This is a genomic window from Fodinicola feengrottensis (assembly GCF_039530045.1).
Classification (GTDB): domain Bacteria; phylum Actinomycetota; class Actinomycetes; order Mycobacteriales; family HKI-0501; genus Fodinicola; species Fodinicola feengrottensis.
The window spans coordinates 17,360-43,419 of the sequence record NZ_BAAANY010000045.1; the positions used below are offsets into that span (position 1 = coordinate 17,360).

At 66.9% G+C, this 26,060-nt stretch carries 27 protein-coding genes and 2 pseudogenes; 15 read left to right on the forward strand and 14 right to left on the reverse strand.

Going from position 1 to position 26,060, the window contains the following annotated elements; all coding sequences use genetic code 11:
* Positions 1 to 69 precede the first annotated feature (69 nt).
* Positions 70 to 681, forward strand: a pseudogene (locus ABD301_RS40155) (DivIVA domain-containing protein); the annotation flags it as partial.
* A 1-nt stretch (position 682) separates the two neighbouring features.
* Here ABD301_RS40155 and ABD301_RS40160 read toward each other — a convergent pair.
* On the reverse strand, positions 683 to 1,138 hold the full coding sequence (locus ABD301_RS40160; RefSeq protein WP_344315268.1) for a TlpA family protein disulfide reductase: 456 nt from the start codon (positions 1,136 to 1,138) through the stop codon (positions 683 to 685).
* 215 nt (positions 1,139 to 1,353) lie between these two features.
* Between ABD301_RS40160 and ABD301_RS40165 the strand changes: the two genes are divergently transcribed.
* The 4 genes from ABD301_RS40165 (at position 1,354) to ABD301_RS40180 (ending at position 3,483) form a co-directional block, all read left to right on the forward strand.
* Complete coding sequence (locus ABD301_RS40165) at positions 1,354 to 2,301, forward strand: cytochrome c biogenesis CcdA family protein (RefSeq protein ID WP_344315269.1); 948 nt, start codon at positions 1,354 to 1,356, stop codon at positions 2,299 to 2,301.
* Positions 2,302 to 2,404: 103 nt separating this feature from the next.
* Complete coding sequence (locus tag ABD301_RS40170) at positions 2,405 to 2,989, forward strand: peroxiredoxin family protein (protein ID WP_344315270.1); 585 nt, start codon at positions 2,405 to 2,407, stop codon at positions 2,987 to 2,989.
* Positions 2,986 to 3,267, forward strand: a complete 282-nt coding sequence (locus ABD301_RS40175; protein WP_163568734.1) for a glutaredoxin family protein — start codon at positions 2,986 to 2,988, stop codon at positions 3,265 to 3,267. Before ABD301_RS40170 ends, ABD301_RS40175 begins: the two co-directional genes overlap by 4 nt.
* A 3-nt stretch (positions 3,268 to 3,270) precedes the next feature.
* Positions 3,271 to 3,483, forward strand: a complete 213-nt coding sequence (locus ABD301_RS40180; protein WP_344315271.1) for a hypothetical protein — start codon at positions 3,271 to 3,273, stop codon at positions 3,481 to 3,483.
* Here the strand turns inward: ABD301_RS40180 and ABD301_RS40185 are convergent.
* The 8 genes and pseudogenes from ABD301_RS40185 to arsB form a co-directional block, all read right to left on the reverse strand.
* On the reverse strand, positions 3,473 to 4,429 hold the full coding sequence (locus ABD301_RS40185) for a M56 family metallopeptidase (RefSeq protein ID WP_344315272.1): 957 nt from the start codon (positions 4,427 to 4,429) through the stop codon (positions 3,473 to 3,475). The genes ABD301_RS40180 and ABD301_RS40185 overlap by 11 nt on opposite strands.
* Positions 4,426 to 4,788, reverse strand: a complete 363-nt coding sequence (locus ABD301_RS40190) for a BlaI/MecI/CopY family transcriptional regulator (RefSeq protein WP_344315273.1) — start codon at positions 4,786 to 4,788, stop codon at positions 4,426 to 4,428. Before ABD301_RS40190 ends, ABD301_RS40185 begins: the two co-directional genes overlap by 4 nt.
* Before the next feature lie 131 nt (positions 4,789 to 4,919).
* Positions 4,920 to 5,063, reverse strand: coding sequence for a hypothetical protein (locus ABD301_RS40195; RefSeq protein WP_344315274.1), 144 nt, complete (start codon positions 5,061 to 5,063; stop codon positions 4,920 to 4,922).
* Between the two features lie 304 nt (positions 5,064 to 5,367).
* Positions 5,368 to 5,832, reverse strand: a complete 465-nt coding sequence (locus tag ABD301_RS40200) for an RCC1 domain-containing protein (protein ID WP_344315276.1) — start codon at positions 5,830 to 5,832, stop codon at positions 5,368 to 5,370.
* 47 nt (positions 5,833 to 5,879) lie between these two features.
* Positions 5,880 to 6,146, reverse strand: a pseudogene (locus ABD301_RS42685) (hypothetical protein); the annotation flags it as partial.
* A 257-nt stretch (positions 6,147 to 6,403) separates the two neighbouring features.
* On the reverse strand, positions 6,404 to 6,817 hold the full coding sequence (locus tag ABD301_RS40205; RefSeq protein ID WP_344315278.1) for an arsenate reductase ArsC: 414 nt from the start codon (positions 6,815 to 6,817) through the stop codon (positions 6,404 to 6,406).
* Positions 6,814 to 7,887 carry a metalloregulator ArsR/SmtB family transcription factor gene (locus ABD301_RS40210; RefSeq protein ID WP_344315279.1) on the reverse strand — a complete coding sequence of 358 codons (1,074 nt, stop codon included), beginning with the start codon at positions 7,885 to 7,887 and terminating at the stop codon, positions 6,814 to 6,816. The genes ABD301_RS40205 and ABD301_RS40210 overlap by 4 nt, the downstream gene beginning before the upstream one ends.
* The gene (gene arsB / locus ABD301_RS40215; RefSeq protein WP_344315280.1) at positions 7,884 to 9,017 is read right to left on the reverse strand and encodes an ACR3 family arsenite efflux transporter; all 1,134 of its coding nucleotides are present in this window, start codon (positions 9,015 to 9,017) and stop codon (positions 7,884 to 7,886) included. The genes ABD301_RS40210 and arsB overlap by 4 nt, the downstream gene beginning before the upstream one ends.
* A 103-nt stretch (positions 9,018 to 9,120) precedes the next feature.
* Between arsB and ABD301_RS40220 the strand changes: the two genes are divergently transcribed.
* Positions 9,121 to 9,480 carry an ArsR/SmtB family transcription factor gene (locus ABD301_RS40220; RefSeq protein WP_163568741.1) on the forward strand — a complete coding sequence of 120 codons (360 nt, stop codon included), beginning with the start codon at positions 9,121 to 9,123 and terminating at the stop codon, positions 9,478 to 9,480.
* On the opposite strand, the gene ABD301_RS40225 is transcribed toward ABD301_RS40220, so the two are convergent.
* Complete coding sequence (locus ABD301_RS40225) at positions 9,460 to 9,951, reverse strand: hypothetical protein (RefSeq protein WP_344315281.1); 492 nt, start codon at positions 9,949 to 9,951, stop codon at positions 9,460 to 9,462. The two genes, ABD301_RS40220 and ABD301_RS40225, sit on opposite strands and share 21 nt — an antisense overlap.
* A 400-nt stretch (positions 9,952 to 10,351) precedes the next feature.
* Here ABD301_RS40225 and pstS point away from each other — a divergent pair, with 400 nt between their 5' ends.
* The 6 genes from pstS to ABD301_RS40255 all read left to right on the forward strand — a co-directional run bounded on the left by pstS (position 10,352) and on the right by ABD301_RS40255 (position 16,211).
* A complete protein-coding gene (gene pstS / locus ABD301_RS40230; RefSeq protein ID WP_344315282.1) occupies positions 10,352 to 11,542 on the forward strand; it encodes a phosphate ABC transporter substrate-binding protein PstS in 1,191 nt (396 codons plus the stop codon).
* Between the two features lie 78 nt (positions 11,543 to 11,620).
* Positions 11,621 to 12,634, forward strand: coding sequence for a phosphate ABC transporter permease subunit PstC (gene pstC, locus ABD301_RS40235; protein ID WP_344315283.1), 1,014 nt, complete (start codon positions 11,621 to 11,623; stop codon positions 12,632 to 12,634).
* Complete coding sequence (gene pstA / locus ABD301_RS40240; RefSeq protein WP_163568746.1) at positions 12,634 to 13,539, forward strand: phosphate ABC transporter permease PstA; 906 nt, start codon at positions 12,634 to 12,636, stop codon at positions 13,537 to 13,539. The genes pstC and pstA overlap by 1 nt, the downstream gene beginning before the upstream one ends.
* A gap of 1 nt (position 13,540) precedes the next feature.
* The gene (locus ABD301_RS40245) at positions 13,541 to 14,440 is read left to right on the forward strand and encodes a phosphate ABC transporter ATP-binding protein (RefSeq protein ID WP_163568747.1); all 900 of its coding nucleotides are present in this window, start codon (positions 13,541 to 13,543) and stop codon (positions 14,438 to 14,440) included.
* Positions 14,437 to 14,856 (forward strand): winged helix-turn-helix domain-containing protein, encoded by a 420-nt coding sequence (locus ABD301_RS40250; protein ID WP_344315284.1) that lies wholly within the window; start codon positions 14,437 to 14,439, stop codon positions 14,854 to 14,856. Before ABD301_RS40245 ends, ABD301_RS40250 begins: the two co-directional genes overlap by 4 nt.
* Before the next feature lie 119 nt (positions 14,857 to 14,975).
* Positions 14,976 to 16,211 (forward strand): MFS transporter, encoded by a 1,236-nt coding sequence (locus ABD301_RS40255; protein WP_344315285.1) that lies wholly within the window; start codon positions 14,976 to 14,978, stop codon positions 16,209 to 16,211.
* A gap of 29 nt (positions 16,212 to 16,240) precedes the next feature.
* Here ABD301_RS40255 and ABD301_RS40260 read toward each other — a convergent pair whose 3' ends face one another.
* From ABD301_RS40260 to ABD301_RS40270, 3 genes are read right to left on the reverse strand one after another with little or no spacing between them, the layout of a single operon-like run.
* Entirely contained in the window at positions 16,241 to 17,302 is a 1,062-nt protein-coding gene (locus ABD301_RS40260; RefSeq protein ID WP_344315287.1) for a flavin-containing monooxygenase, read from the reverse strand.
* 18 nt (positions 17,303 to 17,320) lie between these two features.
* Entirely contained in the window at positions 17,321 to 18,562 is a 1,242-nt protein-coding gene (locus ABD301_RS40265) for an MFS transporter (protein WP_344315289.1), read from the reverse strand.
* Positions 18,563 to 18,582: 20 nt separating this feature from the next.
* The gene (locus ABD301_RS40270; protein ID WP_344315290.1) at positions 18,583 to 19,914 is read right to left on the reverse strand and encodes an NAD(P)-binding domain-containing protein; all 1,332 of its coding nucleotides are present in this window, start codon (positions 19,912 to 19,914) and stop codon (positions 18,583 to 18,585) included.
* A gap of 107 nt (positions 19,915 to 20,021) precedes the next feature.
* Between ABD301_RS40270 and ABD301_RS40275 the strand changes: the two genes are divergently transcribed.
* A complete protein-coding gene (locus ABD301_RS40275; protein WP_344315291.1) occupies positions 20,022 to 20,849 on the forward strand; it encodes a helix-turn-helix domain-containing GNAT family N-acetyltransferase in 828 nt (275 codons plus the stop codon).
* Here the strand turns inward: ABD301_RS40275 and ABD301_RS40280 are convergent.
* Complete coding sequence (locus ABD301_RS40280) at positions 20,827 to 21,942, reverse strand: M28 family metallopeptidase (RefSeq protein ID WP_344315292.1); 1,116 nt, start codon at positions 21,940 to 21,942, stop codon at positions 20,827 to 20,829. The genes ABD301_RS40275 and ABD301_RS40280 overlap by 23 nt on opposite strands.
* Before the next feature lie 350 nt (positions 21,943 to 22,292).
* On the opposite strand from ABD301_RS40280, the gene ABD301_RS40285 reads away from it, so the two are divergent.
* Both ABD301_RS40285 and ABD301_RS40290 read left to right on the forward strand, forming a co-directional pair.
* Positions 22,293 to 22,658 carry an ArsR/SmtB family transcription factor gene (locus ABD301_RS40285; RefSeq protein ID WP_344315293.1) on the forward strand — a complete coding sequence of 122 codons (366 nt, stop codon included), beginning with the start codon at positions 22,293 to 22,295 and terminating at the stop codon, positions 22,656 to 22,658.
* Between the two features lie 2,679 nt (positions 22,659 to 25,337).
* Entirely contained in the window at positions 25,338 to 26,027 is a 690-nt protein-coding gene (locus tag ABD301_RS40290) for a DUF2637 domain-containing protein (RefSeq protein ID WP_344315294.1), read from the forward strand.
* Positions 26,028 to 26,060: the final 33 nt, after the last annotated feature.

Sequence of the window (26,060 nt, forward strand, 5' to 3'; positions counted from 1 at the left end):
CCTGGACAGGTCGTCGACTTACCGCGTCCGAACGCCACGCCTACGGTGGCGGGCCCGACGTTTCGCCGAGCCTGGCGCGGTTACCAGCGGCGCGAGGTCGACACCTTCGTACGGCAGATACTCGCCGCGTACAACGCGGCCACCGACCAGATCACCGCCCTCGCCGACAAAACGTCCCAGTCACTACGCGAATATGACCAGCGGTTGGCAAAGGTGGCCGCGATCACCGAACAAGCCGTGCGCGCCGCGCGGCTGCTGCGCCAAGAAGCCGAACAGGACGCCACCTCGATACGCGACCGCGCCGACCAGGCGGCCGACACCCTTCTCGCGCGGGCGGAGCACGCCGCCCAGGCGATCACCCGCCAGGCCGACCAGCTCCGAGCCGCCGCCGAACGCGACACCGACACCGCCCGCCGCCGCGTCACCGACGCCGAACGCCACGCAGAGGAGCTCCAAGCGGCCGCATGGCAGCGATGCGCGGCAAAGGAAGCGGCCGTGGCGGCCGGAACCGAGCGCGACCGGCAACACGTACGGGCCGCTCAACAGGCCCTCACCGAACACCTCGCCGCGACCGAACACGCCATCGCCGTCCTGCGCGTACGCGTCGACCCAGCCGGACAACAGGCCGCCACCAGCCGCGCCACCTCGGCGACAGATCCGATACCGGCCGGGACTGACTGATTCAGAAGCGTTCGGCCACGACCGCGCGTACGGCCGGGACCAGCTCGCCATCGCGCAGCGCCCGGCCGACCGCGATGGCGACGCGGTGCCGGCGATCCAGCACCACCGTCACCGGCACCGCACGCGGCGGGATCACCAAAAACCGCGGCGCGATGTCGCCGGCCGGATCGAACAGGCTCGGATAACTGATGCCGAAGTCGGCGACAAACGACCGGGCCGCGTCCCGGGTGTCGCTGACATCCACACCCAGAAACGCCACACCCAGCTCGCGAGTGGCCCTGTACCCAGCCTCCAGCAGTGGCGCCTCGGCCCGGCACGGCGCGCACCAGGAACCCCAGAAGTTGATCACCACTACCCGGCCTCGCCACCCGGCCACGTCGAACTCGGGCCCGTCGAGCAGCGGTCCACGTACTGCCGGCGCGGATCGCCGATCAGCGAGCCCGAACGTCCGTACCACCCCCGCTCCCGGCCCGGCTGACGCAGCGCTCGGAGCGGCAGTTGGGCGGCTCGGGCCGGTACCCCCGGCGCAACCGGTCAACCCGGCTGATGCCGCGAACAGCCCGCTCAGCAGCACCCGGCGTCGCATCATCTGGCCCTCACTTCACCTCGATCGAACAATCTCCTAATCTCCGTAGTAGATTAGGAGAGAGTCCAAGCGGGCGAGGAGGCAGGATGGGTGCGGTACTCACAGGCCCGGTGCTGGTGACGTCGCTGCTGGCCGGCATGGTGGCGTTGCTGGCGCCGTGCTGCGTGTCGGTGATGCTGCCGGCCTACCTGGCCACGGTGTTCCGCCGCCCGGCTCGGGTGCTGGCCGGCACGGTGGTCTTCGGGCTCGGGGTGGCGACGGTGATCGTGCCGATCGGGCTCGGCGCCTCGGCGCTGTCAGCGGCTTTCCAGCGCTGGCACCTGTACGTCTTCGGCGCCGGCGGTCTGGCGATGCTGGCCGGCGGGATCGCCGTACTCGCCGGCTGGTCACCCAAGCTCCCGATGCCCGGCATGCGAACCAGCTCCGGCGGCGGGTTCGGCGCCGTGTACGGACTGGGCCTGTTCTCCGGGATCGCCTCGGCATGCTGCGCACCGGTGCTGGTCGGCGTCACGGTGCTGGCCGGCGCGACCGGGTCGTTTCCGGCGGCACTGGCGGTGGCCGGCGCGTACGTGACCGGGATGGTCGCGCCGCTGCTGGTGATGGCCGTCGGATTCGACCGGTACGGGCGCCGCGCCGTGACCGCCCTGCAGGCCCGCCGGGTGCGGCTCTGGCCTGCCCACCGTCAGGTCGCCCTGGGCGGACTGCTGACCAGTGTCCTGCTCAGCGCCATGGGCGCGCTGACGATCGTACTGGCGTTGACCGGCCCGGACATGCCCACTTCCGGATGGCGGCTGAACTTCGCCGCCTGGCTCCAGCACACCGCCGCGGTCGCCAGCGGCTCGTTGGGCTGGCTGCCTGGCTGGGCGCTGGTGGTGCTGATCGCGGCGGTCATCGCGGTCATCGCGTACGCCCGGCGCCGGCCAGGCCGCGCTCAGGTTGACGAGCCGCGTACCCACCAGCTTGACGACTCAGTGAATACCGAACCTGCCGGTCGCGTACCGGCCGTGACTGAAGGGGACCCCGGTGACCAATAGAACCGCGCAGAAACGCGCTCAAGGCGGCCGAACGCCGTCGACCGGTGCGCGACCACGCAAGCGCCGACGGAGCCGGCGGCGGCCGCGAGCGTGGGTTGCGGCCGTGGTCGTACTCGCCCTGGTGACGGTCGTCGCCGGCCTTTACGGGGTGTACCGCGCGGCCAGTGGTGGCGGTGATCCAGTCGCGCAATTTCCGTACACGGTCGGCAAACCCGGCGTTGGTTCGCTAGCGCCGGCTTTCAGCCTGGCCTCCACCACCGGCGCCACCCAGACGCTGGCAGCACTGCGCGGCAAGACGGTGTTGCTCTATTTCCAGGAAGGCCTGTCCTGCCAGCCCTGCTTCGACCAGCTGACGGACCTGGAACGCAACATCACCCAAGTCCACGCCGCCGGCATCGACCAGGTCGTATCCATCACCACCGACCCAGTCGACCTGCTCACCCAGAAGACCCGCGACATGCACCTGACCACACCCGTACTGTCCGACTCGAACCTGACTGCTTCCCAGGCGTACCAAGCAAACCAGTACGGGATGATGGGCGCCTCGCGGTACGGGCACAGTTTCGTTCTGATCAGCCCGGACGGCACCATCCGATGGCGCGCGGACTACGGCGGCGCACCGAAATACACCATGTTCGTCCCCACCGCGAACCTGCTCGCCGACCTGCGCGCCGGAACCAGGAAATGACCCACAGCAAGGAAAACACGTACGCGTCGATCACGCTACTCACCCAGCCGGACTGCGGATGGTGTGAGCACGCCAAAAAAGTCCTCACCATCGTCAGCGCCGACCACCCGCTCACCATCACCGAAATCGACCTGCACAGCCAGGACGGGCAACGCCTCACCGCGAACAACCCCGTCCCGTACGCGCCCGGAATCCTGCTCGACGGTCACCTCATCGCCTTCGGCCGGCCTTCCGAACGCGCCCTGCGCCGCGCCCTCACCAACCGAAAGGAACACTAAGCAATGCCTCAGTACCTGCTCTTGCTGCCGATCCTGGCCTGCCCGATCGGCATGAGCCTCATGATGTGGTTCATGATGCGCGGCAACAAAAACACCGCACAGACTCAGAACAACGGCGCCGAAAAACAGGACGACCTCGCCGCACTGCGCGCCGAGGTGGCACTGCTCAAACAGGCTGTCGTCGACAACGGGCCGCGGCGGTCTATCAGCAGCTGATTCCCAGACACGCACGCAGCACCGGCAGCACCGCGCTGGACGCCACGATCAGCACCGGCATCGCCACCACCAGCAGCAGGCCCGCGCTCCCAGTCACCACCATCGGCCGGGAGAGCGGCCGCGGCGGCGTCAGCAGACGATTCAGCCGCTCCAGCGCATCTCCGCCGGTCGCCGCCAGGACGCCGACCAACCGTGGTTCGGGACGGCCGGCCTCGGCGCACGCCACCAGCGCCCGGGCCAGTTCCAGGCGCCCGTACTCGGCGGCGGCCACCTCATCCGCGCGGATCTCCACCAACCGGCTCACCTGCTTGCCAGCACGCGCCAACACCACCGCCGACGGCGCGAGAAGGGCCAGCAGCCGTACCGCGTCGACCAGCACCTGGTGCCGGCCAGCGGCATGGGCGCGCTCGTGCGCGATCACCGCGGCCAGCTGCGCGGGTGGCAACTGCTCGACGGCGGCACTGGTCACCACGACACGGTCCGCGCGACCGCCCACGACGTACGCGGCAGGGCGATCGTGCTCCACCACGAACACACCCAGCTCGGGACGGTAGCGGCAGGCGACCGCCAACAAAGCCCGGTGCCCGCGGCGTCGCGAAGCCGTCGCCCGGACGGTGCGTACGACCGACCAGCCGACACGGCCGAGCAGCACTGCCAGCAGGACAAGCAGGACCGCAGCGGCAACCCGGGCGGCCAGGCCGAAGTCACCCAGCAAGACCCGCGCGCCCCAGGTCCACCACGTACACGCCGCCGCCCAGGTCTGCGGCCACCGCACCACCATCACCAGCACGGCCGCCACGACCGCGCCAGCCATCGCCGACAACGCCGCGTACCAGGCGGCCAGTCCCAACCGCGGCGACCGATAGACCCATCCGGCCGACGGCAGGACCCGGGAGGAGACGACCGCGACCAGAGCAGCGAATCCCAGCAACAGCAACGATGTCACCGCTGAGTGCCCTTCTCGTACGCGGCCAGCGCGGCCCGCAGTGTGTCCGCCTCAGCCGCCGACATCTCGCCGACGAACCGCAGCATCGCCTGCGCGGGATCACCGGACTCCGCCAGCGCCTCCCGCATCAACCGCGCTCCGTACTCCCCGCGCGACGCGGTCGGGGTATACCGGTGCGCACGCCCGGCCGGCTCCCGCCGCAGCCAGCCCTTCTTGAACAGGTTGTCCACCACGGTCAGGACCGTCGTGTACGCCAGCTCCCGCTCCAGGTCCGTCAGGATCTCCCGCACCGTCGCCGGCTCGCCCCGCACCCACAACCGATCCATGATCGCCGCTTCCAGATCACCGAAGCCACGCACGTACCCACCTCCAAACTCCTAGCCATCATAGTAGTCCGATGGGCGACATACGCCGGCCAGGTCCAGCCCAGCAGATCAACGACTGCCAGGAAAGGCGGCAGGCGTGGTCAAGTATGTGAATGCCGCCGTTCCTAGCCGGCCGCCAACGCGAACATCTGGTGGGCGTACCCACCGGTGCTGAGCAGGGATAGCGCCGAGAGGCCGGACACTGCGGCCGGTGCAGTGACGCGCGGGTCGGTGCTGCCGAGTCCGAGTTGGCCCTGTTCGTTCCCCACGTTTTCACCGTGCCGTCTTGGACAACAGCGGCGCTGAATCGCTGAACGCGCGTACGGCGGTGATACCGGTCAGGCCGGGTATCGCCTTTGGGGCGTTGACGACGCTGCCAGAGGTACCGTCGTCGGGTTGGCCGTCGAGGTTGACGCATCATGACCAGACCGCTCCGTCACGGGTCAGCGTGTGGCTGAAGCCCTGAGAAATCTCGGCCATCGCTGGGATGCCGGTGATCTGGGTGGGGATCGTGTTCGAAGACGCCGCCGAACGTTTCGGGGCTGCCCCAGGCGTACACGGCGCCGGTCGCGGTCAGGGCACCGGTTTTGGATATAGGCCAGCTGTGATGTCGGTGGCATTCGTGAGGCCGGTCGCGGCGGCCGGTGTCGGGTTGCAGACGCAGCCGGACGGGTCGCCGGTCTTGCCGCGGCCGAGTTCGCCGTACACGTCAGATCCCCAGGTCCACACGGCGCCGTCGGTACGTAGGGCGGCCTGGTGCCGGCCGCCGGCGGCGATCGCCGTCACGCTCGACAATCCCGGGACCTGCTGCGGGCGGTTGACGGCAACGCCGTCACCGAACCGGCCGTCGCCGAGCTTCCCGGCGGAACCGTCGCCCCAAGCCCAGACAGTGCCGTCGGTGCGTAGTGCCATCGCGGTGCCGGCGCTGGCGGCGGCTGCGGTGACCGAGGTGAGACCGGGCACGGGGACCGGCACTGGGCTGTCGCTTTCGTTGCCGGTGCCCAATCGGCCGTAAGCGTTGGAGCCGGCGGCCTGCACCGTGCCGTCGCTACTGAGGAAGATCGAGTAGCTTCGCTGGCGGCGATGTCGCTGATGTTCGACAGGCGAGTGATGGCGACGGGTGAACGGTGGTCGGCGGTGGTGTTGTCGCCGAGTTCGCCATACGAGTTCTCGCCCCATCCCCACACCGTCAAGGCGTCCGCGGCGAAGGCCCGCAGCGCGATTCCCGGACAGACGAGCGCACCATGAGTGCGACGATAGTAGGACGGCGAACAAAGTGAATCATCTGGCGATGACCATTGCCGTACCTTGAGCCAGTCAAGGCAGAACGCAACTAACGGGGATTTCGACACCGATAAACCACGATGCCACCGTCAGCCGGACCGTGCCTGGGTAGCCCCGCGCGGGTCATTCGTGGCGTCGTAGGCCTTCTGACAGATGTGGCAGCGGATTCGCCGTGCGGCGGGTTCGACGGTGACCTGTCTGTTCAGAGGGACTGTGATGGTGAGGTGCTCGGTTGTCGCGACGAGGTGGTCGTGGCAGGCGGCTGCGCCGCAGTGGGTGCAGGTGGCCACTGCTGGCGCGCCGCAGTCGAGGCAGCTCATGGTGTTCAGTGTGCCGCTCGCTGTGGGGCGAGTTCGTTGATGAGGTCCTGGATGCGTTGGTGGATGTCGTCGCGTACGAGTCGTACGGTTTCGATGGGTTGCCCGGCGGGGTCGGTGAGGGTCCAGTCTTCGTAGCGTTTGCCGGGAAAGATGGGGCATGCGTCGCCGCAGCCCATGGTGATGACAACGTCGGAGGCTTGGACGGCGTCGGTGGTGAGGATTTTCGGTGTCTGGTGGGTGATGTCGATGCCGACCTCGTGCATGGCTTGTACGGCCATGGGGTTGATTTGGTCGCCGGGGATGGATCCGGCGGAGCGGACGTCGATGGTGTCGCTGGCCAGGTGGGTCAGCCAGCCGGCGGCCATTTGGGAGCGGCCGGCGTTGTGGACGCAGACGAAAAGGACGGCGGGCTTGCTCATGCGGGCTCCTTGACGGGCGTGATGTCGGTGATCAGTTGTTGGATGTGCTGGTTGATTTCGTCTCGGATGGTGCGTACAAGGTCGAGGGAGGCGTCGTCGGGGTCGGCGATGTCCCAGTCGTAGTACCGCTTGCCGGGCAGGATCGCGCAGGCGTCGCCGCAGCCCATGGTGACGATGATGTCGGCGTCCTGGACGACTTCGTCGGTGAGCGGTTTGGGGAACGCGGTGTCGACGCTGACGCCGATTTCGGCGAGCACGGTCAGGATTGCGGGGTCCATCGCCGCGGCGGGGTCAGAGCCGGCGGAATGGACGGTGACGCGGCCACCGGAGTGGTGTGTCAGCAGTGCCGCGGCGAGTTGGGAGCGGCCGGCGTTGTGGGTGCAGACGAAAAGTACGTCGGGTACGGCTTTGGCGGCGGCGTCGCGGGTGTGCGCGAGGGCGGTGAGTCGTTCGGCGGTGAAGTGTTCGGCGACGGTGAGGAGATGGGTGCGTACGGTCGCCGGCTGTTGGAGCAGTTCGTACGACTCGTGCAGATACCGCAGCACGGTGGTGCGGCTGAAGACGCCGTGGAAGCGCAGCGCGAGCCGGTCGGCGATGCGGTCGAGCATGCGGTCGGTGTTCGCGAGCGGTAGGTCGGCCAGGGAGCGTGCCATGGTGGCCTCCGGTGCGGGGTCGGCAGTTCGGTGGCGGCTGCCAGTGGTCGGATCTGCGGGTGGCGGGTCGGCGAACCAGTCCAGTACGGCGGACAACGCATTGAGGGTGTGCGGGGCGACGTGGTAGTGCACGAAGGATGCGTGCCGTTCGGCCGTGAGGAGTTCGCTGTCGCGCAGCATTTTCAAGTGATGGCTGATGGTGGGCTGCGAGACCGTCAGCGCAGCAGCGAGATCGGCGGGGCAGGCTTCGCCGCCGCCGTGCGCGGCGATGATGGACAGCAGCCGTACGCGCACTGGGTCGGCGAGCGCTTTGAAGCGGCGTGCGGCGGCGATGGCGTCCGCGTCGGTCAGAGCGTTGCGCAGTTGGGGCGGGCAGCACGGCTGGTGCTCGGATGGCGTGCTTTCCGGGCCGTTCATGAGACAGGCTTTCCAGTCGGTGCTGGTGGAGTGCGGCGGTGAGGGACTGTCGGGTCGCCGGGGAAGAACCGCCGTCCGGCCCACAAGGACACGTACACGAGAGCCACCAAGACCGGGACTTCGATGAGTGGTCCGACGACGCCGGCGAGTGCTTGTCCTGAGGTGACACCGAAAACGGCGATCGCGACGGCGATGGCGAGTTCGAAGTTGTTGCCGGCGGCGGTGAACGCGAGGGTCGCGGTGCGGTTGTACGGCAGGCCGATGGTTTTTCCGAGGAGGAAGGAAAGTCCCCACATCAGCGCGAAGTATGCCAGCAGCGGCAAGGCGATCCGGACCACGTTGAGCGGTTCGGAGGTGATGGTGTGCCCCTGCAGGGCGAACAGGATCACGATGGTGAACAGCAGGCCGTACAGAGCGACCGGCCCGATCTTGGGCAGGAATCGGTTTTCGTACCAGTCGGTGCCTTTGCGGCGCTCACCGATCAGCCGGGTGAGGAATCCGGCGACCAGGGGAATGCCGAGGAAAATCAGGACGCTGCCAGCGATAACGCCGATAGAGACGTGCAGGTCGGTCTGCGGCAGTCCGAGCCAGCCGGGTAGCAGGTTGAGGTAGAACCAGCCGAGCGCAGCGAACGCGACGATCTGGAACACCGAGTTGATGGCCACCAGGACGGCGGCGGCTTCTCGGTCGCCGCAGGACAGGTCGTTCCAGATGAGCACCATTGCGATGCACCGAGCCAGGCCGACGATGATCAACCCGGTCCGGTACGCCGGTTGGTCGGGCAGCAGCAGCCAGGCCAGCGCGAACATCACGGCCGGGCCGACGATCCAGTTCAACGCCAGCGACGAGAGCAGCATCCGGCGATCGCCCGTGACGGTGTTCAGGTGGCCGTACCGGACCTTGGCCAGCACCGGATACATCATCAGCAGCAGCCCGAGCGCGATCGGCAGGGACACCGACCCGATCTTCACCGCGTCCAGGACGCCGCTGAGGCTGGGAATGATCCGGCCGAGCAGCAGGCCCAGGCCCATGGCGGCGAGGATCCAGACCGGCAGGAACCGGTCGAGCACCGACAGTCGGCCGACCACGGCAGTGCCGGTGGTGGTCGCTGAACTGGTTTCCGTGGCCACGCGAACCCCGCTTCCGATTCATAGATGTTCGTCTATGATGAGTACGGTAGCAGGCTTCATAGATGTCCATCAATGAGCTGTTCGGTGTAGGGGGTACGGGCGAATGACCGCGAGCGGTACGACCACGCATGTGGTCGTCGAGCCAGCAGTCAGGTCGTGCGCGAGTTCGGCGCCGACCGAGGCGCCACTGGACCGCGCGGCCGCTGAGGACCTGGCGAAGACGCTAAAGGCGGTCGCCGATCCGACCCGGTTGCAGTTGTTGAGTCTGATCCGCGCCGCGCCCGCTGGCGAGGCGTGCGTGTGTGATTTGACCGAGCCGGTCGGGTTGAGTCAGCCAACGGTCAGCCACCACCTCAAGGTGCTGGTGAATGCGGGCCTGCTGCGACGGGAGCCACGTGGCACGTGGACCTGGTATTCGTTGGTGGCCGAGCAGTGGGAAGGACTACGGAATTTGCTCGCGTGAGTCAAGGATGGTGCCAGTTTTCCCGGCATATTTGCGGAGTGCGCGTACGAGCAACGGCACGGCGACAGCCGTGGGCAGGAACCAGAATGTCACGGCGGGGAGCAGATTCCAGACCGGCAGGCGTGGCCCGTTGTCGACATAAAAAGCGGTCAACATCGCCGTGTACGAGCCTGTCATCGCCGGAATATGCGTCCACAACCAACCTCGCCACTGGATGCGATGTGCGAGATAGCCGGTCGTCGCGCAGGCAACCGCCACCAGCCCGGTGGTCGCAAGATGCCACAGATGTGCCCAGTTCGTGGTGGCGATGGCTGTGCCGGTGACGAAAACCGCGCCGAGCGCCACAAGATAACGACGACCTCTCCGGGGGTGCCGTCCCGGTGCCTTGCGGGCGAACATCGTCATGGCGCCCAGAATGACCGCCGCCAGGCCGGCAAGAATATGGCAACCGATAAGGATTTGTAGGGCCATAACGTCACCTCTGGAACGTCCCGATAGGTGCAACGCTACGCGTCGAGGTGACCGCTGACTGTCGGCCAAACGGCTCGCTGGGTTCTCTCCGTGGATCATGTGCCGGCACCTGGATCACCGCATCCCGTAGGCCTGATACCCGCGGGTTCCCTGCGGAATTTTTGGTGCCAGGGATCGGTGCAGCAGTCGCCGCGGATGGCGGCGGATTCGACAGCCGTCGATATCGACGGTCGTCGAAGTCAAGTGTCGGTGTGTGCGTAACCGCGCGGGTTTGACTCTGATGTTGGCCGTTGTTAACCACGCGTTCACCCGGGTGTCCGGGGACTGATGCGAATGATTCCGATGGTGTGCCGCGGAGATGACGCGTCGGGCGTCGTCGGCAACGGTAGTGAGGGGTTTGATGTCTGGACGGATGCTTGCGGCGGTCACTGCAGTGGTGGGTGCCGGGACGTGCTTCGTCGTGGTGCTGGCCGGGTGCGGAAGCACCAGCAACGTTGGTTCGACTACCTCTAGCGGGGACGCGACGGGATTCGGCAAACAGATCTGCTCCAGTGCGGGCGCGGACAAACCCGGCTACACCAACGGTGTCGCGAAGATTCCTGGTGTCGCAAGCAAACTGTCCGGCGCCGGCTCGACATTTGTGGCCCCCATTTTGTCGGTGTGGACGAAGAACTACGCGAGTGTGGGCAACGTTCAGGTCGCCTATCAGTCGATCGGGTCCGGGGGTGGGGTGAAGCAGATTTCCGCCGGTACGGTGGACTTCGGAGCGAGTGACACTCCCATGAAGGATTCCGAGCTGGCGGCGGCGAAAGGTGGCCCGATTCTGCACATTCCGTTGACGTTGGGCGCGGTGGTGCCGACGTACAAGGTGAACGGTGTCAAGAGCGGGTTGAAGTTCGGCGGGGACACGCTCGGGAAGATTTTCGCGGGTGAGATCACAAAGTGGAACGATCCAGCGTTGACGGCGCTGAATCCGGGCATCAAGCTGCCGGACGAACCGATCGCCGTCGCGCACCGCTCGGATGGTTCGGGTACGACCGCGGTGTGGACCGACTACCTGACCAAGGAATCGCCATCCTGGGTGAGCAAACTGGGCGGGAAGGACCGCTCGGTCGGCAAGGAGGTCGCGTGGCCGGTGGGTATCGGCGGTAAGGGCAACGAGGGTGTGTCTGGTGTGGTGAACCAGACCGAGGGTGCGATCGGGTACGTGGAGTTGGCGTACGCGCTGGCGCAGGACCTCACCTACGGACAGGTGAAAAACAAGGCCGGCAACTTCATCCAGCCGTGCATCGCCACCGTCACCAAGGACGTGGAGGGCCTGCAGTTCCCGGCCGACTTGCGTACGAGCTTGACCGATGGCAGTGACGCCAACGCCTACCCGATCACGGGCACGACGTACGCGCTGGTGTACCAGAGGCAGACGGACAAGGCGAAGGCCGCCGCGTTGGCGAACTTCTTCTCGTGGGTGCTGACCACCGGCCAAGACCAGGCCAGTCAGGTCCACTACGCGCCGCTGGGCAAAGACCTGCAGCAATTGGCCATCGGCCAGGTCAAGAAGATGACGCTCAACGGCACGCCGCTGGCGGCGTAACAGATTGCGCGTACCAAAGGAGATTGGCCTCGGTGGCGCGCCTGCCGCGCCATCGAGGCTGTGCCGGTGAGGAGAACAATGCTGGATACGAACCACAGCCCACCGCGGGAATCGGTGAGTCAGCTGCTGGTCGCGCGACGGTCCCGGTGGCGGTCCGCGGACACCTTGTTCGCGGTGTTCATGCGAGCCGTCGGAGTGTTGGTCATCGCCGTTTTGGTCGGTACGGCGGTGTTTCTGATCGTCGACTCGTGGCCGGCCATCATGCATTACGGCCCGCTGAGTTATCTGATGTCGGACCGGTGGGCGCCGTCGGAGGCGACTTCGGCCAGTAGCAACCCGAATCCGTACGGGATCCTGCAGTTCGTCTACGGCAGCATCGTCACCTCGGTGATCGGGATGCTGATCGCCGTCCCGGTGTCGATCGCGGTCGCCCTGTACATCACTGATGTCGCACCGAAATGGTTGCAACGGCCGTTGAGCTACCTGGTCGACCTGCTGGCGGCGATTCCGAGTGTCGTGTACGGATTCTGGGGCATTTTCGCGCTCGTCCCGGCATTGCAACCGATCGGCGCGGCCGTGGGCAACACGCTCGGCCACATTCCGGTGGTCGGGATCGCTTTCGCCGGACCGTTTTTCGGTGTCTCGTACCTGACTGCTGGCGTGATTTTGGCGATCATGGTGCTGCCGATCATCACCGCCATCGTCCGCGAAGTGTTCAGCCTTGCACCGGTCGCGGAGAAAGAAGCGGCATCGGCGCTGGGCGCGACCCGCTGGGAAATGCTGCGCATGGCCGTACTTCCGCGGTCGCGGTCGGGGATCATCGGCGCGTCGATTTTGGGACTGGGCCGCGCGTTGGGTGAGACGATCGCCGTCACGATGGTGATCGGCAACAACGTACTGGCGATCACCGCCAGCATTCTCGGCCAGGGCGCCACCATGCCGTCGGTGATCGCGAACGAGTTCACCGAAGCCAACCAGCCGTTCCACCTGCAGTCGTTGTTTGTGGTCGCGCTGTGGCTGATGGCCTTCGCGCTGGTGGTCAACGTGATCGGCAAACTGATCGTTCGCCGCTCCGGAGAGGATATCGCCTGATGACCGACACGATTGTCGCTGCGCCGATCACACGCCGGCAGCAGATTGTCCAGGCACCGATCCGGCACCGCGGTCGGCGCCGTGTCGTGGACGCCACGATGACCGGCATATTGGCTGCGGTCATGATCGCATGCGTCGCGGTTTTGTTGTGGGTGCTGGGATACGTGGCATCGATCGGACTGCAGTTCCTCGGTCCCGAATTCCTCACGCAGACCCCGCCGGGCAATCCGGCCGATGCCGGTGGCGGGTTCGTGAACGGCATCATCGGAAGCGTGGAGATCGTCGGCATCGCCACCGCGATCGCGGTCCCGCTGGGCATGTCCGCGGCGGTGCTCATCGTCGAGTACGGCGGCCGGCTGGCCCGCTGGGTCAGCTTCCTCACCGACGTACTCGTCGGGGTACCGACCATCGTCACAGGCGCGTTCGTGTACGCGATCTGGGTCACCCAGTTCGGGTTCTCCGGGCTTGCCGGCGCGGTGGCTCTCGCCTTGGTGATGCTGCCGCTGGTGATCCGTTCCACCGCCGAAATGCTGCGCCTGGTGCCCGCTGAGCTCCGGGAAGCCAGTCTCGCGCTCGGGGTCACGAAAGCCCGTACGATCACCTCCATCGTGCTGCCAACCGCGCGCACCGGGGTGATCACCGGGGTGATGCTGGCGGTCGCCCGCGCGATGGGGGAAACCGCGCCGCTTTTGTTGACAGCGCTGGGGAACGACCTGTTCACCGAAGTGAACCCGACGCATCGGATGTCGACGCTGTCGTTGCAGATCTTCGGCTCCGCCATCACCGGCTACAAAGCAGCCCAAGCCCGCGCCTGGGCCGGCGCGCTCACCTTGATCGCGATCGTCCTGATCGCCACCATCGTGGCCCGCCTCGCGAGCCGCCGGACCTTCACCTCGGGACGCTGACATGACCACACCAGAGCCCACCAACGTGCCGGTGAAGATCCGCACCGTCGTCACCGAGCGCGCGCCCAGCGATATTTCCGGGCTGGAAAACGAAACCATCGACGCGGCATTACCCGGCCGTACCGGAAGCCGGGTCGAGATCCGCGACCTGAGCGCTTTCTACGGCAGCCACCTGGCCGTGACCGGCGTCAACCTCATTGTGGAGCCCACCGAGGTGACCGCCTTAATCGGGCCGTCTGGCTGCGGCAAATCCACCGTGCTGCGCTGCGTCAACGGCATGCACCTGAACACCCCGACCGGCAGGGTCCAGGGCCAGGTGCTGATCGATGACATCAACATCCTCGGCAAAGGCGTCGACCCGGTGCTGGTACGCCGCAACGTCGGCATGGTTTTCCAGCGCCCCAACCCGTTTCCGACGATGAGCATCTACGACAATGTCGTCGCCGGGCTGCGGCTGGGTCGCCGCGGCCGGCGCACCAGCGAGTACGACGACATCGTCGAAGTGTCCCTGACCCGCGCGGGTCTGTGGCCGGAAGTCAAGGACCGTCTCAAAGCCGCCGGCTCCAGCCTGTCCGGCGGGCAACAGCAGCGACTGTGCATCGCCCGCGCTCTCGCGGTGGAGCCGAGGGTGCTGCTGATGGATGAGCCCTGCTCGGCGCTCGACCCGATCTCGACCCTGGTCATCGAAGACCTGATCGCGGAACTGAAAGCCAGCTACACGATCATCATCGTCACCCACAACATGCAGCAAGCCGCGCGCGTCTCGGACACCACCGCGTTTCTCACCGTACCGGGCCTCGGGCAGGCCGGCGCCCTGGTCGAGATCGGCCCGACCTCGCGGATCTTCAGCAACCCCAACGAAAAAGCCACCGAAGACTACATCACCGGGAAGGTCGGGTGAGACTCCTGATGAACGCCGAACCCGCGCCATCGATGAACCAGTCATCGAAGGACGCTGCCTCGGCGTACGCGAGGGTCACGCCTGTTTCGATCGGGCAGCTACGGGTGTTGCGGATCGGCGCGATCGAACTTCACCTGGACGGCTTCCAACTCAAGGTCCACGGGAAACTGGTGCATCTTCCGATGAAGGAACACCAACTTCTGGTCCTGCTGATGGACAACGCCGGCCGCGCGCTGACCCGCCGCTACCTGCTGGACACCGTCTGGGGCAAAGGCTACGGCGACAGCAACAAAACCCTCGACGTGCACATCAAACGGCTCCGCACCCGGCTACGCAGCGGACCCGACGACGATCCAGGGCCAATCCGGACCGTGCGCGGAGTCGGCTACATCTTCGACTACACACCCGAGGACTGATTTCTCTACCCGCGGGCGGCGGTACGCCAGCAGACGTCGACCCTAGCCCGGCTACCTGAGCGGACAGGCATCTTGTGCGACAGTCGCAACGGCGGTGAGATCACCGGCAGAATGCGATCATGGCGCCCACGACCGATCCGGCCGAATCCGAAGCAGAGCAGGCACGATGGCTGTCCCGACCAGTCGCCGGCATCGGCACCGCCAGCTTTCTGGCCGATGTGGGGCATGAGATCCCCACCGCGTTGTTGCCGAGCCTGCTCACTTCGACGTTGGGCGCGCCGGCGGTGGTGCTCGGGTTGATTGAGGGAATCTCCGATGCGCTGGCCGGCGGCGCGAGGTTCGTCGGTGGCGCGCTGGCCGATGATCCGCGCCGCCGTCGCCGGATCGCGGTCGGTGGGTACGCGAGCACGGCGGTGTTGGCCGCGTTGACCGGCGCCGCCGGTGCGGCGTGGCAGGTCGGGGTGCTGCGTGCTGGGGCGTGGGCGGCCCGCGGGTTGCGGGTGCCGGCCCGCAACGCGTTGCTTGCCGATGTGGTGCCGGCCAGCGCGTACGGGCGCGCGTACGGGTTCGAGCGGATGATGGACAACCTCGGGGCGATCGTCGGCCCGCTGCTCGCGCTCGTGCTGGTCGCGACGCTGGGCGTACGCGCCGCCATCGGGCTGTCGGTGATTCCCGGCCTGCTCGCGGCGGTCGCGATCATCTACGCCATCCGGCACACCGCGCGCTCACGCGAACGCGACCGCGTACCACTGCGGCTGCGGATCAGGCCGGTCATGCAGGGAAAACTGGGCCGGCTGATCGCGGCGGCGGCCGTGTTCGAGGTCGGCAACGTGGCCGCGACCCTGCTGATCCTGCGCGCCACCGACCTGCTCCGGCCCGGCTACGGCGCGACCGCCGCCACCACGCTTGCGTTGGCGCTCTACACCCTCTACAACGTCGCCGCCACGGTCGCGTCACTGCCCGCGGGCCGTACGGCGGACCGGCTCGGCAGCCGCGGACCGGTGTTGGTGTTTCTGGCCGGCGCGTTGGTTTTCGCCGCAGCGTATGTCGGTTTCGCCTTCCCCATCACGAATCTTGTCCTGCTGGGGATCCCGTTCCTCGCGGCTGGGCTGGCGATCGGATGCGTGGAGACCGCCCAGCATTCGGCGGTCGCCGCTCTCGCGCCGGCCGGCATACGCGGCGCGGCATTCGGGTTGTTGGCCACCGTCCAAGCCATCGGCAACTTCGCTGCCAGCGCTGGCGCCGGACTGTTGTGGACCACAGTGTCAGCCACCGCGGCGTTCAGCTACCTCGCCGGCTGGATGGCCGTCGCGTCCGTACTTCTGTTGTTCCTCAAGCCATTCCGGCGTACCTGAGGGGTGACGTAGGAAAGAAGCGTCGTGTCTCAGGCGCGGGCGCCACGGATCACCTGCTGCCCGAACCGCGCGGCTATATGTTTCGCGTCCCGGCCGACGCCGCGTAGAGACGCGGAAGCTGGAGTGCGTTGCCATTCCACGCCGACGTACGCCAGGCTTGGATGAGTCGTGGACAATCCAGCACGGTGGCGAGGGTTTCCGTCCGAGTCCAGCGCTCCGAGGTCGGCGAGATAGCCCAGATCGGGCCGGTACCCGGTCGCCAGCAACAAAACATCGACGTGCTCCCGACTCCCGTCCGGCCAGATCACCGACGAGCCGTCGATGCGCGTGAACATCTCCCGCCGATCCGGCTTGCCGGCAACAACGGCGGCTCGGTAATGGCGGTCGTCGATGACCGGTTGGGTCGGCGCCTCAACCCATCGACCCAGTGGGGCGAAATCGAATCCCGTGACGGTGAACCAATAATGCAGATCTCGCCCGAACGGCCGTTGCGGTAGGAACGTCACCGGCGCTCGGCTGGCCAGGGTGACGGTCGCGGTGTCGGCGAGTTCGACGGCGATCTGGACGGCGGAGTTTCCCGCACCCACCACGACAATCCGCCGGCCTGCGTACGGTTGCGGGTTGCGGTATTGGCTGGCATGCAGAACCGTACCGCTGAACGATTCCAAACCGGGAAGCGTCGGGCGGTACGGGTGACCGAACCCACCGGTCGCCGCGACCACCGACGGCGCGGTGAGCACAGTGCCATTTTCTAGGTGTACAAGGAATTCCGGCCCGTCAGTGGTGACGCGTTCGACGCGGCTATCTGTTCGGATGTCCACATCCAGTGCCTCGGCGTAGGCCGACAGGTACGCGGTGACCTCGTCGCGGTGCGGATACCGGTCCGGATCGCCGTCAAATACCCGTCCCGGTAGAGCGCTGTATCGAGCCGGCGAGAACAGCCGCAGACTGTCGTAGTAATGCGGCCAGGAGCCGACCGCCGCCGGGCCGGCTTCCAGGATCAGCGGGCGCAGTCCCGCTTCGCGCAGCCGGTAGGCGGTCGCCAGCCCGGACTGCCCGCCGCCGATCACGACCGTGTCGAAGGCACACATATGCAACACACACTTTCGTTAAGGGGAAAGAAAAGAGCCGTTCTCTTCGGCAGCGCGGCGAGTGGATCTCATCGGGGCGGTCCAGAGGGCGATGACAGTGCCAGCGAGGCAGATCAGGGCCAACAACGCGAACAACGCGGGATATCCGCCTATCGCGGCGGCGATACTGGTGCCGGCCCAGGGCGCGATTGCGGTCGCGATCGTGATGGGCGTGGTCAGGACCGCGCTGAGCGTGCCGTAGGCTGCCGCGCCCCATCGGTCGCTGACCGCGGTGGCCTGCACCAGCGTGTACAGGCCGCGCGCCACCCCGGCGAGTATCGCCGCAGCCACCAGGGCGACTGCCGGCCCGGACAGCACCGCGAGCAGCGCTGTCGTTGCCGCGCCGGCCGCGAAAATCCCGACCGTACGAGCGACGACCGGCAGTTTCGCCAGCACTGGCGCGTAAAACAGTCGCCCCAGCACCTGACCGGCGCCACCGAGCCCGAGCGCCCACGCCGCCAGCGTCGGCGACACACCGCGACCGATCAGCAGCGGAACCTGGTTCACCACGACGGCGTAAATGGCGAATCCACCAAGCCCGACGGACACCAGCAGTGCAAGGAAACCGCGACTGGCAACGATTCTACGAACGGGTGCGGTCGATCCGTGCTGCCGGTGGTGTTCGATCGGCGGCCATGGCAACCGCAGCCCGAAGACGTGGATGGGGATGGTGACCGCGGCCAGCACCACGGCCAGGACCAGGTACGCGCCCCGCCAGCCCAGCCAGGCGTCCAGCGCTGCGGCCAGCGGAGCGAACACCGTACTGGCGAACCCGGCCACCAATGTCAGCGCTGTCAACGCTTTCACCCGGTCCGGGCCGTACCAGCGGGTGACGGCCGCGAACGCGGGTGGGTAGAAGGTCGCGGCCATCGCTGGCCCGGCCAGCACCCAGCCTGCCACGAACAGCGGCAGGTTGGGTGCGGTCGCGATGCACAGCACCGCGACCACGCCGAGCACCGAACCGGCGCTCATCAGAGCGCGTGGGCCGTGCCGGTCCAGCCAGCGGCCCAGCGGGATGCCGCCGAGCGCGGAGATGACGAGTCCGAGGGAGAACGCCGCGGTGACCACGGTGGCTGGCCAACGCGTGGTCGTGGTGATGGTCGGCGCGAGCACCGGGAAGGCGTAGAACAACACGCCCCAGCTGGTGATCTCGGTGACGCACAATCCCCACAACGCGCGCCGCCGCGCGACCTGGGCGGCGAGCTGGCTCGGACTTGTCATCGGCCCTGTACGTGGAACCGTTAGTCGCGCGGTGGCGCGGTCAGCGTCAACTCCACCGCGGCCGGTACGCAGCAGCCGCCAGCGCCAGCATCGGCGCCGGGTTCGTCGAACAGTCCGGCGCCGCCGCACACGCCCGTGTCGGGCAGGGTCAGCTCGATTCGCTCAGCGGCGGCCTGGTCGCCGGCGATGCCTGCGACGACGCTGCGTACCTGTTCGTATCCGGTCATGGCCAGGAATGTTGGCGCTCGGCCGTAACTTTTCATTCCCACCAGGTACAGGTTCGGTTCCGGGTGGGCAAGTTCCTTGGCGCCATGCGGATAAACCGTGCCGCAGGAGTGGACGTTCGGGTCGATCAACGGCGCCAGCGCCACCGGCGCCTGCAGCCGCGCGTCCAGATCCAGGCGTACCTCCGACAGCCAGGACAGGTCTGGCCGGAACCCGGTCACCGCCACGACCTCATCCACCGGGTCGAGCGTGCGCCCGTCGTCACCCACGAGCACCAGACGGTTGTCGACCTGGTCGATGTCAGTGGTTCGGAATCCGGTCACGACGTCCACGTGCCCGGCATCGACCGCCGCCTTTGCCCGTTGCCCCAACGCGCCACGGGCCACCAGCTGGTCGGATTCGCCCCCACCAAAGGCATTGCCGACCCCGCGGCGCAGCACCCACACCAGCTCGGTGCCCGGATTTTCCGGGGCGAACTGGGTGAAGGTGACCAGCGCGGTGAGCGCGGAATGCCCGCTGCCGACCACCGCGACCCGCTTTCCGGCATACCGTGCGGCCTCGGTCGGATCGGCCAGATCCGGTACCCGGTAGGAAATCCGCTTCGCTGCGGCGATTTCGCCGAGCGCCGGCAGGCCGTCGCCACCGACCGGGTTAGGCAAGGACCAGGTCCCGGACGCATCGATCACCGCGCGAGCCAGCATCCGCTGCTCAGCACCGGTCTCGTCGACGAACCGTACGGTCAACGGCTCCTCGTCCCGCCCGGCGTCGACCACCCGATCCCGGCCACGGCGGGTGACACCCACCACCCGGCTGTTCAGTCGCACCCGCGAACCCAGCGCCGCCGCCAACGGCTGCAGGTACGCGGTCGCCCACTCCAGGCCAGTCGGGTACCCGTCAGCCGCGGGCGGCTGCCATCCCGTACCACCCAGCAGCCGCGCGGCGGCCGGGTCGATCAGCCCACCCCAGCGGGAGAACAAGCGGACGTGATGCCACTCGCGCACGGCCGCGCCCGGCGCCGCGCCGGCTTCAAGCACAATCGGCTCGAGGCCGCGCTCCACTAGTTGCGCGGCCGTGGCCAGCCCGATGGGGCCAGCGCCGACCACCACTACCGGCAGGTTTTCGTTCATATCGACACCTCATTCATCGATCGCATTCGATTAATAGGTTGTTGGCTCGGGACTATATCGATGGCCGTCGATTGACGCAACCATCGATGTACATCGATAATCTGTTCATGACCAGCACCCTGGCTCCGGCGATCAGCCCGAATGACGCGGCCACCTACGCGGAGTGGTTCGCCACGTTGGCCGACCCCACCCGCGTACGGCTGCTGCAGGCGATCGCCAGCGCCACCGGCGAAACCACCGTCGGCGCGCTCACCGACCTGCTCGGCATCAGCCAGTCCACCTGCTCCCACCACCTGCGCAAACTCGCCGAGGTCGGGTTCATTCACCTGCGCAAGGACGGCACCAGTACGCGGGTGTCGGTGAACCAGGCGTGCTGCTCCGGCTTCCCGCAGGCCGCCGACGTGGTCATGGGACTGCTCGCGCCCCGGCCGTGCTGCCCGACCGACCTGCCCGAAGACGTCACCGTGCGCCCGTTGACCAGCCGGGACTGGCCGGCTGTACGGCGGATCTACGCCGAAGGCATGGCCACCGGCGTAGCCACCTTCGAGACCGCGGTCCCCAGCCGTACCGTCCTGGACGCGAAATGGCTGCCCGACCACCGGTGGGTCGCCGAAATCGACGGCGTCGTCGTGGGCTGGGCGGCGATCACGCCGGCATCGACGCGGCCCTGTTATGCCGGCGTCGGTGAGACCTCGTTGTATGTCGCCGACGGGATGCGCGGTCGCGGTGTCGGCAAAGCGCTCATTCACCGGCAGGTCACCGCCGCCGACACCGCGGGCCTGTGGACGCTGCAATCCGCGATATTCTCAGAAAACAAGGCCAGCCTCGCACTGCACCACTCGGCTGGATTCCGCACGGTCGGCGTACGCGAACGCATCGCCCAACGCGACGGCCGGTGGCACGACACGATCTTCATCGAACGCCGGATTCCTTGATTCCGACCAAAACACGGACCGTCTCCACCACCAGCCGGGTCGCTGCCAACAGAGTGTCGTCATTCACCCGATCCGGTGTCTCGGCCGGTGTTTGGTAACCCGGCATGCCCATACCGATGCCGACCGCGGGCAGACCGGCCGCGGCGTAGCGCCGGTTGTCCGAGGCCATCGACCCGGCCCGCAGCGGTACGCCGACGTGACGGCCGGCTTGATCCAGAGCGGCCAACAAAGGCTCGGCCGGCCCGCCGGCTTCGATCGCGGCGGCTTCGCTCAGGTGAGCTGCGCCGTCGACGTTGATCACGTACGTACCCGGCCGCACGCTCGGTGCGTGATGCGCCGAACCCCACGTGCCGACTTCTTCGCCGTCCAGCAATGCCACCGCCAGACCAACGTCGGGCGGCAGCACGGGCACCAGCAGGCGAACCGCCTCCACGACCACGGCCACCCCCGAGGCATTGTCCGCAGCCGCGGGAAAACGCAGATCCGGGTCGTCGCCCACACCGTCCCGGTGCGCTGTCAACAAAATCGACATCCCACCGGCCCGCGGAGCGCGAAACTCGCCGAAGACGTTCACTCCCGTCACGACCGAAGACCGCATCGGCACTGACGCCTGGAGGCGTGCAGGATGTTTCGTCATCGCCGCATGCAGATCGGTGCGTACCGAGATCACCGGCACCGCGACCACCGGCGGACCGGCGATCATCTTCGGCATCCACCCGGCCTCGTCGACGGCCCGAGGTACGAGCAAACCCGCCGCACCTTCCGCCACCGCACGCCGGACATGCTCCGGGTTTGCCGAAGGGGCGAGGATCCAGAGGCCCGACCAATCCGGCTCGTCCACGGTGGCCAGTGCAGCCGACCGCAGATCGGGGGCCTCGGCCGAGGCCAGATGCTCGGCGAAATCGCGACGATGCACCAACTTCTGCCCGCCCCACTCCAGCACTGGCGTGGCATAGACATCGCGTACGGACGCCTCAAACTCCACCGCGCTCACCGCCGTGCCCGCGTCACGAAGGATGTTCTCCAACCACCGCCCAGAAGCACGGCCGCCACTCGTACCAATTCTTCGACCAGTAAACTCATCAGTCGCCAAGCGCTCCACCACATCGCGCAACCGCCGCGATATTCCAGCTTCGGCCTCAGCCGTAGGCGTACTCATTCCGGGCTCATCCGCAGCAATTGCCGCAGTCCGAAACAACCTCCTGCGTCTCCGGCTCAGAAGCCACCGACCCGCAGCAGCCGCTCGCCGTTTGCGTTGCCGGCACAGGGCTACCGCAACACCCGCCAGCAGCCGCGGGCTGGAACGCCTCCGCCGGATCACCGGCGAAACCGCCAGCAGACAACTCAACGTCGCTCACACGCTCTCCTTCTGCATAGACAACCATCAAAACAGTTGGCTCGTCGAAGCTTGCCTCCTGATTCGAGAGATGTCAAGATAGACGTATGTCAAAACAGAGTGCGCAGCTGGACGTGATCACGACAGTCGGTGGCGGCTGCTGCGCGCCGCTCATCACGGCCCCGTTGGCACCAGATGACGCCATCGACCTCGCCAAGGCATTCAAGGCACTCGGCGACCCGGTACGACTGCGACTGTTGTCCCTGATCACCTCGGCCGGCGGGGAAAGCTGTGTCTGCGACCTGACCGAGGCATTCGACCTCACCGGCCCGACGATCTCCCACCATCTCAAAGTGCTCCGCGAGGCCGGCCTGGTCGACTGCCAACGCCGCGGAACCTGGGTCTACTACTGGCCCATCCAAGAAAAACTCGCACAGCTCTCCGGCCTGATTGCGACTCCCGGCCTCAAATAGCCAAAGCTGGCGACCTGATCAATCCAGACAACGCACGCGAACAGATCCGCGACCACTACACCCTGCGGCAGCACGAGTGGTCATCGCTCGTGGTTCGACAAACTGCTGCACTCCAGTCCATGAATCCTGCTGGGTCGGTGCCGGCCGCCACACCGTCGACGACTGCGACCAACCCCAGGAAAGATAGCCCGCAGAGCTGACCGACGCGGCCCCGCAAGCGCAGACCCGCGCTTGCGGGGCCACTGTCGCATGAGTGCCGCCGCTGCGAGCGCACGCATAGCGGGCCTGTTTGGCGATGGTCCACTACCGCCGGCTCCGACGCCGGCCCGTCCCAGTCTCACAACGTCTGGCTGGTCCCGGACCAGTCTGACTGTGCCGGGATCGGTCCGGGACCAGTCTCACGCGGTCCGCAATGTGTCTTCAGCGGTCCTGGACTGGTCCGGCGTTGCGGCACAGTCACCTCCGTCGCCACTGTGCCGGGCTCGGCGACCAGCCGCAGCCGGGACGGCCGGAGCACGTCTAACGGGCAAGCGGATCAGCATGCGGCCTGGCCAGCTCGTGAGCGGGGCAACCGGAAGCAGTTTCCGGAGATGAATGTTCGGTTTTCCGAATTTTTGAGGCATTTGTATAAGTGGAGGCCGCACACGGGTCGCTGACGCGGCGTTCGTCGCGCAGAACGCCGCCCGCTCGTGAATGCCGGCGTGTCGCCCAATACCGTCGCTTCGTTCAAGGCTCAGAACCCAGACGTCAAGCGGTTACGGACGTGGGACGGGAGCGATGAGGGCCGCTACGGGCCGCTGTAGGCCCTTCAGAACGCACATCACAGCAGGGCTGAGCGGGTAAGTGAAATCCCATGGAAAGGCGGTCGCCTTAGCGCTCTGCGCGGCCTGTGTCCGCCAGAGAAGGTGACCAGTAGGGTTTTCGGTCTGTACGCCGCCGTCGGCGGTTGTGTTCGCGCAGCTCATGGCCATGCCGGGGGGCAGCGGTCTCCCCGGCGTTCTAGTCGCTGGGTGATCGCGGGGCACACCGCTGGGCAGAGCGCTGATCTGATTGCCGTTCCCCGGTTTGTGGCGTTGACGCGAGAAGCGGTGAAGACAGCTCTGGCCAGCTGAATCAGCCCGTACCGGAGTCGCTCACCGGCAGGCTCCGTGACTGGCTCAACGGGTGGCTTGTGGGGTGGGTCCAGACAGAGCCCCGTGGGCCATGGCGTTGCCGCAGGTCAGATGGGTCGCATAGTCCGGATGGGCGTGGCTGACTGATCTACGACCACGCTGGCCAGAGAAACTTGCTGCCGGCTGCGAACGTGGTTCCAAGGAGCTGGTCATCCATCGCAACGGTGGAGTGCACCTGTGTCGCACTCTGCATCGTCGCGCCGGCCGCGACCTGCGGTGTTGCCGATATGTCGCCGATTGCGTCGCGCGGTCGTGGATCCGTAGCGGGTCGCCCGTGGCGCGGTGACCAGGGGAGCTACCCGCTGCCTATGCCCTGGCTACCCGCGTCCTTACCGCCATTGACCTCGCGCGACGGTCACCAGATCTCCTCCACAGGCAACCTGTGACGCGAGTGTCTGAATTGGCCACGAACGCCGCTATTAGATAACGAGCGGAACCCCGTTTGCGGCAACGTGGCCAGCACCAGATCCTGACACCCGGTTGCCCCCGCGCGAAAAGGTGACCATCTCGAAAGGAGTACACGAACAGTCCAACCCGTGACCCGCGAAAACAGCGAAAACGGCTTCCTGCAGCAGCGTGCGGCATTGCGGCTCTCTCCCGCCGACTGCGCAGCGACTATTTCGTCAACCTATTAGCCCAAGGTTGCCCAGCCGGTTTATCGGCTCGCGTTCGGTAGCGGTCGCCGGAGAGAAAATTAATGTGTCGGTCGGGCCGTTCGGATGACCGCTTTCCATGCCTCCGAAACGGTAACCCAAACGGTGACGGTCGCGAGAGGTCGCGAATGAGAGAAACCGCAGGTCAGACCCTGAACACATCATGGACGTCCAGGTGTTCGTCGAATGCGGGTATTTGCCGCCGCGAACGGGGTGTTCGCGTGCGTGTTCATGATGTGTTCAAGCGAAAATTCATGCGTTCGGGTCCTTGCCAATGACTGTTTTCTGGTTCACCGTTGACGCCAATCCACCCCTTTGTGTTCCCCGTCGCCGCGCGGGGAATTCCGTGCACGGTGGAGACCACGAACACCGCACTACGCCATCGGCGGACGCGCTGAGGGAATTCCTCTCGAAGCGCGTCCACCACACATGTGACCTCGGCCGCGTCCGGGCGGCCTTGGCATGTCGTACCACCACAAGGAGGAGCGCCATGAACAGCCCTGCAACAAGCACCACGGGTCACCACAACCGCATCGCGATCGACCGGCCCGCGCCGGTCGGTGGACGCGCGCCGCACCGCAGCACCCTCGCCGGGTTTCTCGCGGGACCCCGGCGCGCCAGGAGGGCGGTGAGCAGTCCTGTCGACCGACCCTAGCCATGACCCGCCCAAGGTCCCCGCCCCGCGCCGACCCGTCTCCCCGAACGCGCAAGCGCCGCAGTCCCCGCTGCGTACCAGGTCCGTTGCGCGAACGGCCGCGCCGACCCACACGGCAGCCCTATCGGTCTCGCCACGGCACCAACCAGGACCACTCCCGCCAGGTCCGGGACGGTGGGCTGCGTTCCTCGCGGCGTGCTTGTCACTTCGTGGGGTCGTAGCGTTGCTGCTGTCCGGTACGGCCACTGCCACGTTCGCGGTGACATACGAGCACATCGTCACGTTCGCCGTCCAGCACGGCCAGAGTGACTGGACGGCGCTGGTGTACCCGTTTTTCATCGACGGCTTCGAAGTCATCGTCACGCTGTACTTGTTCTACTGCAAACGCGACGGGCAGGCCACGAACGTGCTGGCCTGGACGTTCCTGGTCGTGATCGTCCTCGTCAGCGTCGCAGTGAACTGGCTGTCCAGCCCGAAAGCCGACGACACGCTCTCACACCTGTTCGCCGCACTGCCCGCGATCGCCCTGCTGGGCGAAATCAAAATCATGGCCACCCTGCTCGGCCACAAACCCACCACCGCCACCAGCGGAACGGCCACGCGGGCCGATAGTGAGCCCGATCCCGCCGTACGCGCGCTGCTGCCGGCCGCGCGGGCCGCCCGGGACCAGCTCGCCACCGCCGGTCACAAACTCACCCGGCAAAACCTGGCAGACCAGATTCGCCGCAACGGGCAACCCGTGTCCAACGAACGGGCCTGCGAGCTCCTCAAAATCCTCACCCAACCCACCCACGCATGGGCGAACCCGCTCACCCACCTACCCGGCCTCCACAAGCTCCGCCACCGCGGACAGACCGGCAGCCAAGACAGCGGCGGGAGGCGGTCGTAATGTTGATGCCCGGCACCTCCAGCGGCGGTCTGC

Excerpts from the sequence above, each read along its gene's own strand:
- ABD301_RS40180 (WP_344315271.1), top strand. The coding sequence starts at position 3,271 with ATGCCTCAGTACCTGCTCTTGCTGCCGATCCTGGCCTGCCCGATCGGC.
- ABD301_RS40245 (WP_163568747.1), top strand. The coding sequence starts at position 13,541 with ATGACCACACCAGAGCCCACCAACGTGCCGGTGAAGATCCGCACCGTC.
- ABD301_RS40255 (WP_344315285.1), top strand. The coding sequence starts at position 14,976 with ATGGCGCCCACGACCGATCCGGCCGAATCCGAAGCAGAGCAGGCACGA.
- ABD301_RS40265 (WP_344315289.1), bottom strand. The coding sequence starts at position 18,562 with ATGACAAGTCCGAGCCAGCTCGCCGCCCAGGTCGCGCGGCGGCGCGCG.
- pstC (WP_344315283.1), top strand. The coding sequence starts at position 11,621 with ATGCTGGATACGAACCACAGCCCACCGCGGGAATCGGTGAGTCAGCTG.
- ABD301_RS40285 (WP_344315293.1), top strand. The coding sequence starts at position 22,293 with ATGTCAAAACAGAGTGCGCAGCTGGACGTGATCACGACAGTCGGTGGC.
- ABD301_RS40210 (WP_344315279.1), bottom strand. The coding sequence starts at position 7,887 with ATGAACGGCCCGGAAAGCACGCCATCCGAGCACCAGCCGTGCTGCCCG.
- ABD301_RS40270 (WP_344315290.1), bottom strand. The coding sequence starts at position 19,914 with ATGAACGAAAACCTGCCGGTAGTGGTGGTCGGCGCTGGCCCCATCGGG.
- ABD301_RS40165 (WP_344315269.1), top strand. The coding sequence starts at position 1,354 with ATGGGTGCGGTACTCACAGGCCCGGTGCTGGTGACGTCGCTGCTGGCC.
- pstS (WP_344315282.1), top strand. The coding sequence starts at position 10,352 with ATGTCTGGACGGATGCTTGCGGCGGTCACTGCAGTGGTGGGTGCCGGG.
- pstA (WP_163568746.1), top strand. The coding sequence starts at position 12,634 with ATGACCGACACGATTGTCGCTGCGCCGATCACACGCCGGCAGCAGATT.
- ABD301_RS40225 (WP_344315281.1), bottom strand. The coding sequence starts at position 9,951 with ATGGCCCTACAAATCCTTATCGGTTGCCATATTCTTGCCGGCCTGGCG.
- ABD301_RS40175 (WP_163568734.1), top strand. The coding sequence starts at position 2,986 with ATGACCCACAGCAAGGAAAACACGTACGCGTCGATCACGCTACTCACC.
- ABD301_RS40275 (WP_344315291.1), top strand. The coding sequence starts at position 20,022 with ATGACCAGCACCCTGGCTCCGGCGATCAGCCCGAATGACGCGGCCACC.
- ABD301_RS40205 (WP_344315278.1), bottom strand. The coding sequence starts at position 6,817 with ATGAGCAAGCCCGCCGTCCTTTTCGTCTGCGTCCACAACGCCGGCCGC.
- ABD301_RS40220 (WP_163568741.1), top strand. The coding sequence starts at position 9,121 with ATGACCGCGAGCGGTACGACCACGCATGTGGTCGTCGAGCCAGCAGTC.
- ABD301_RS40260 (WP_344315287.1), bottom strand. The coding sequence starts at position 17,302 with ATGTGTGCCTTCGACACGGTCGTGATCGGCGGCGGGCAGTCCGGGCTG.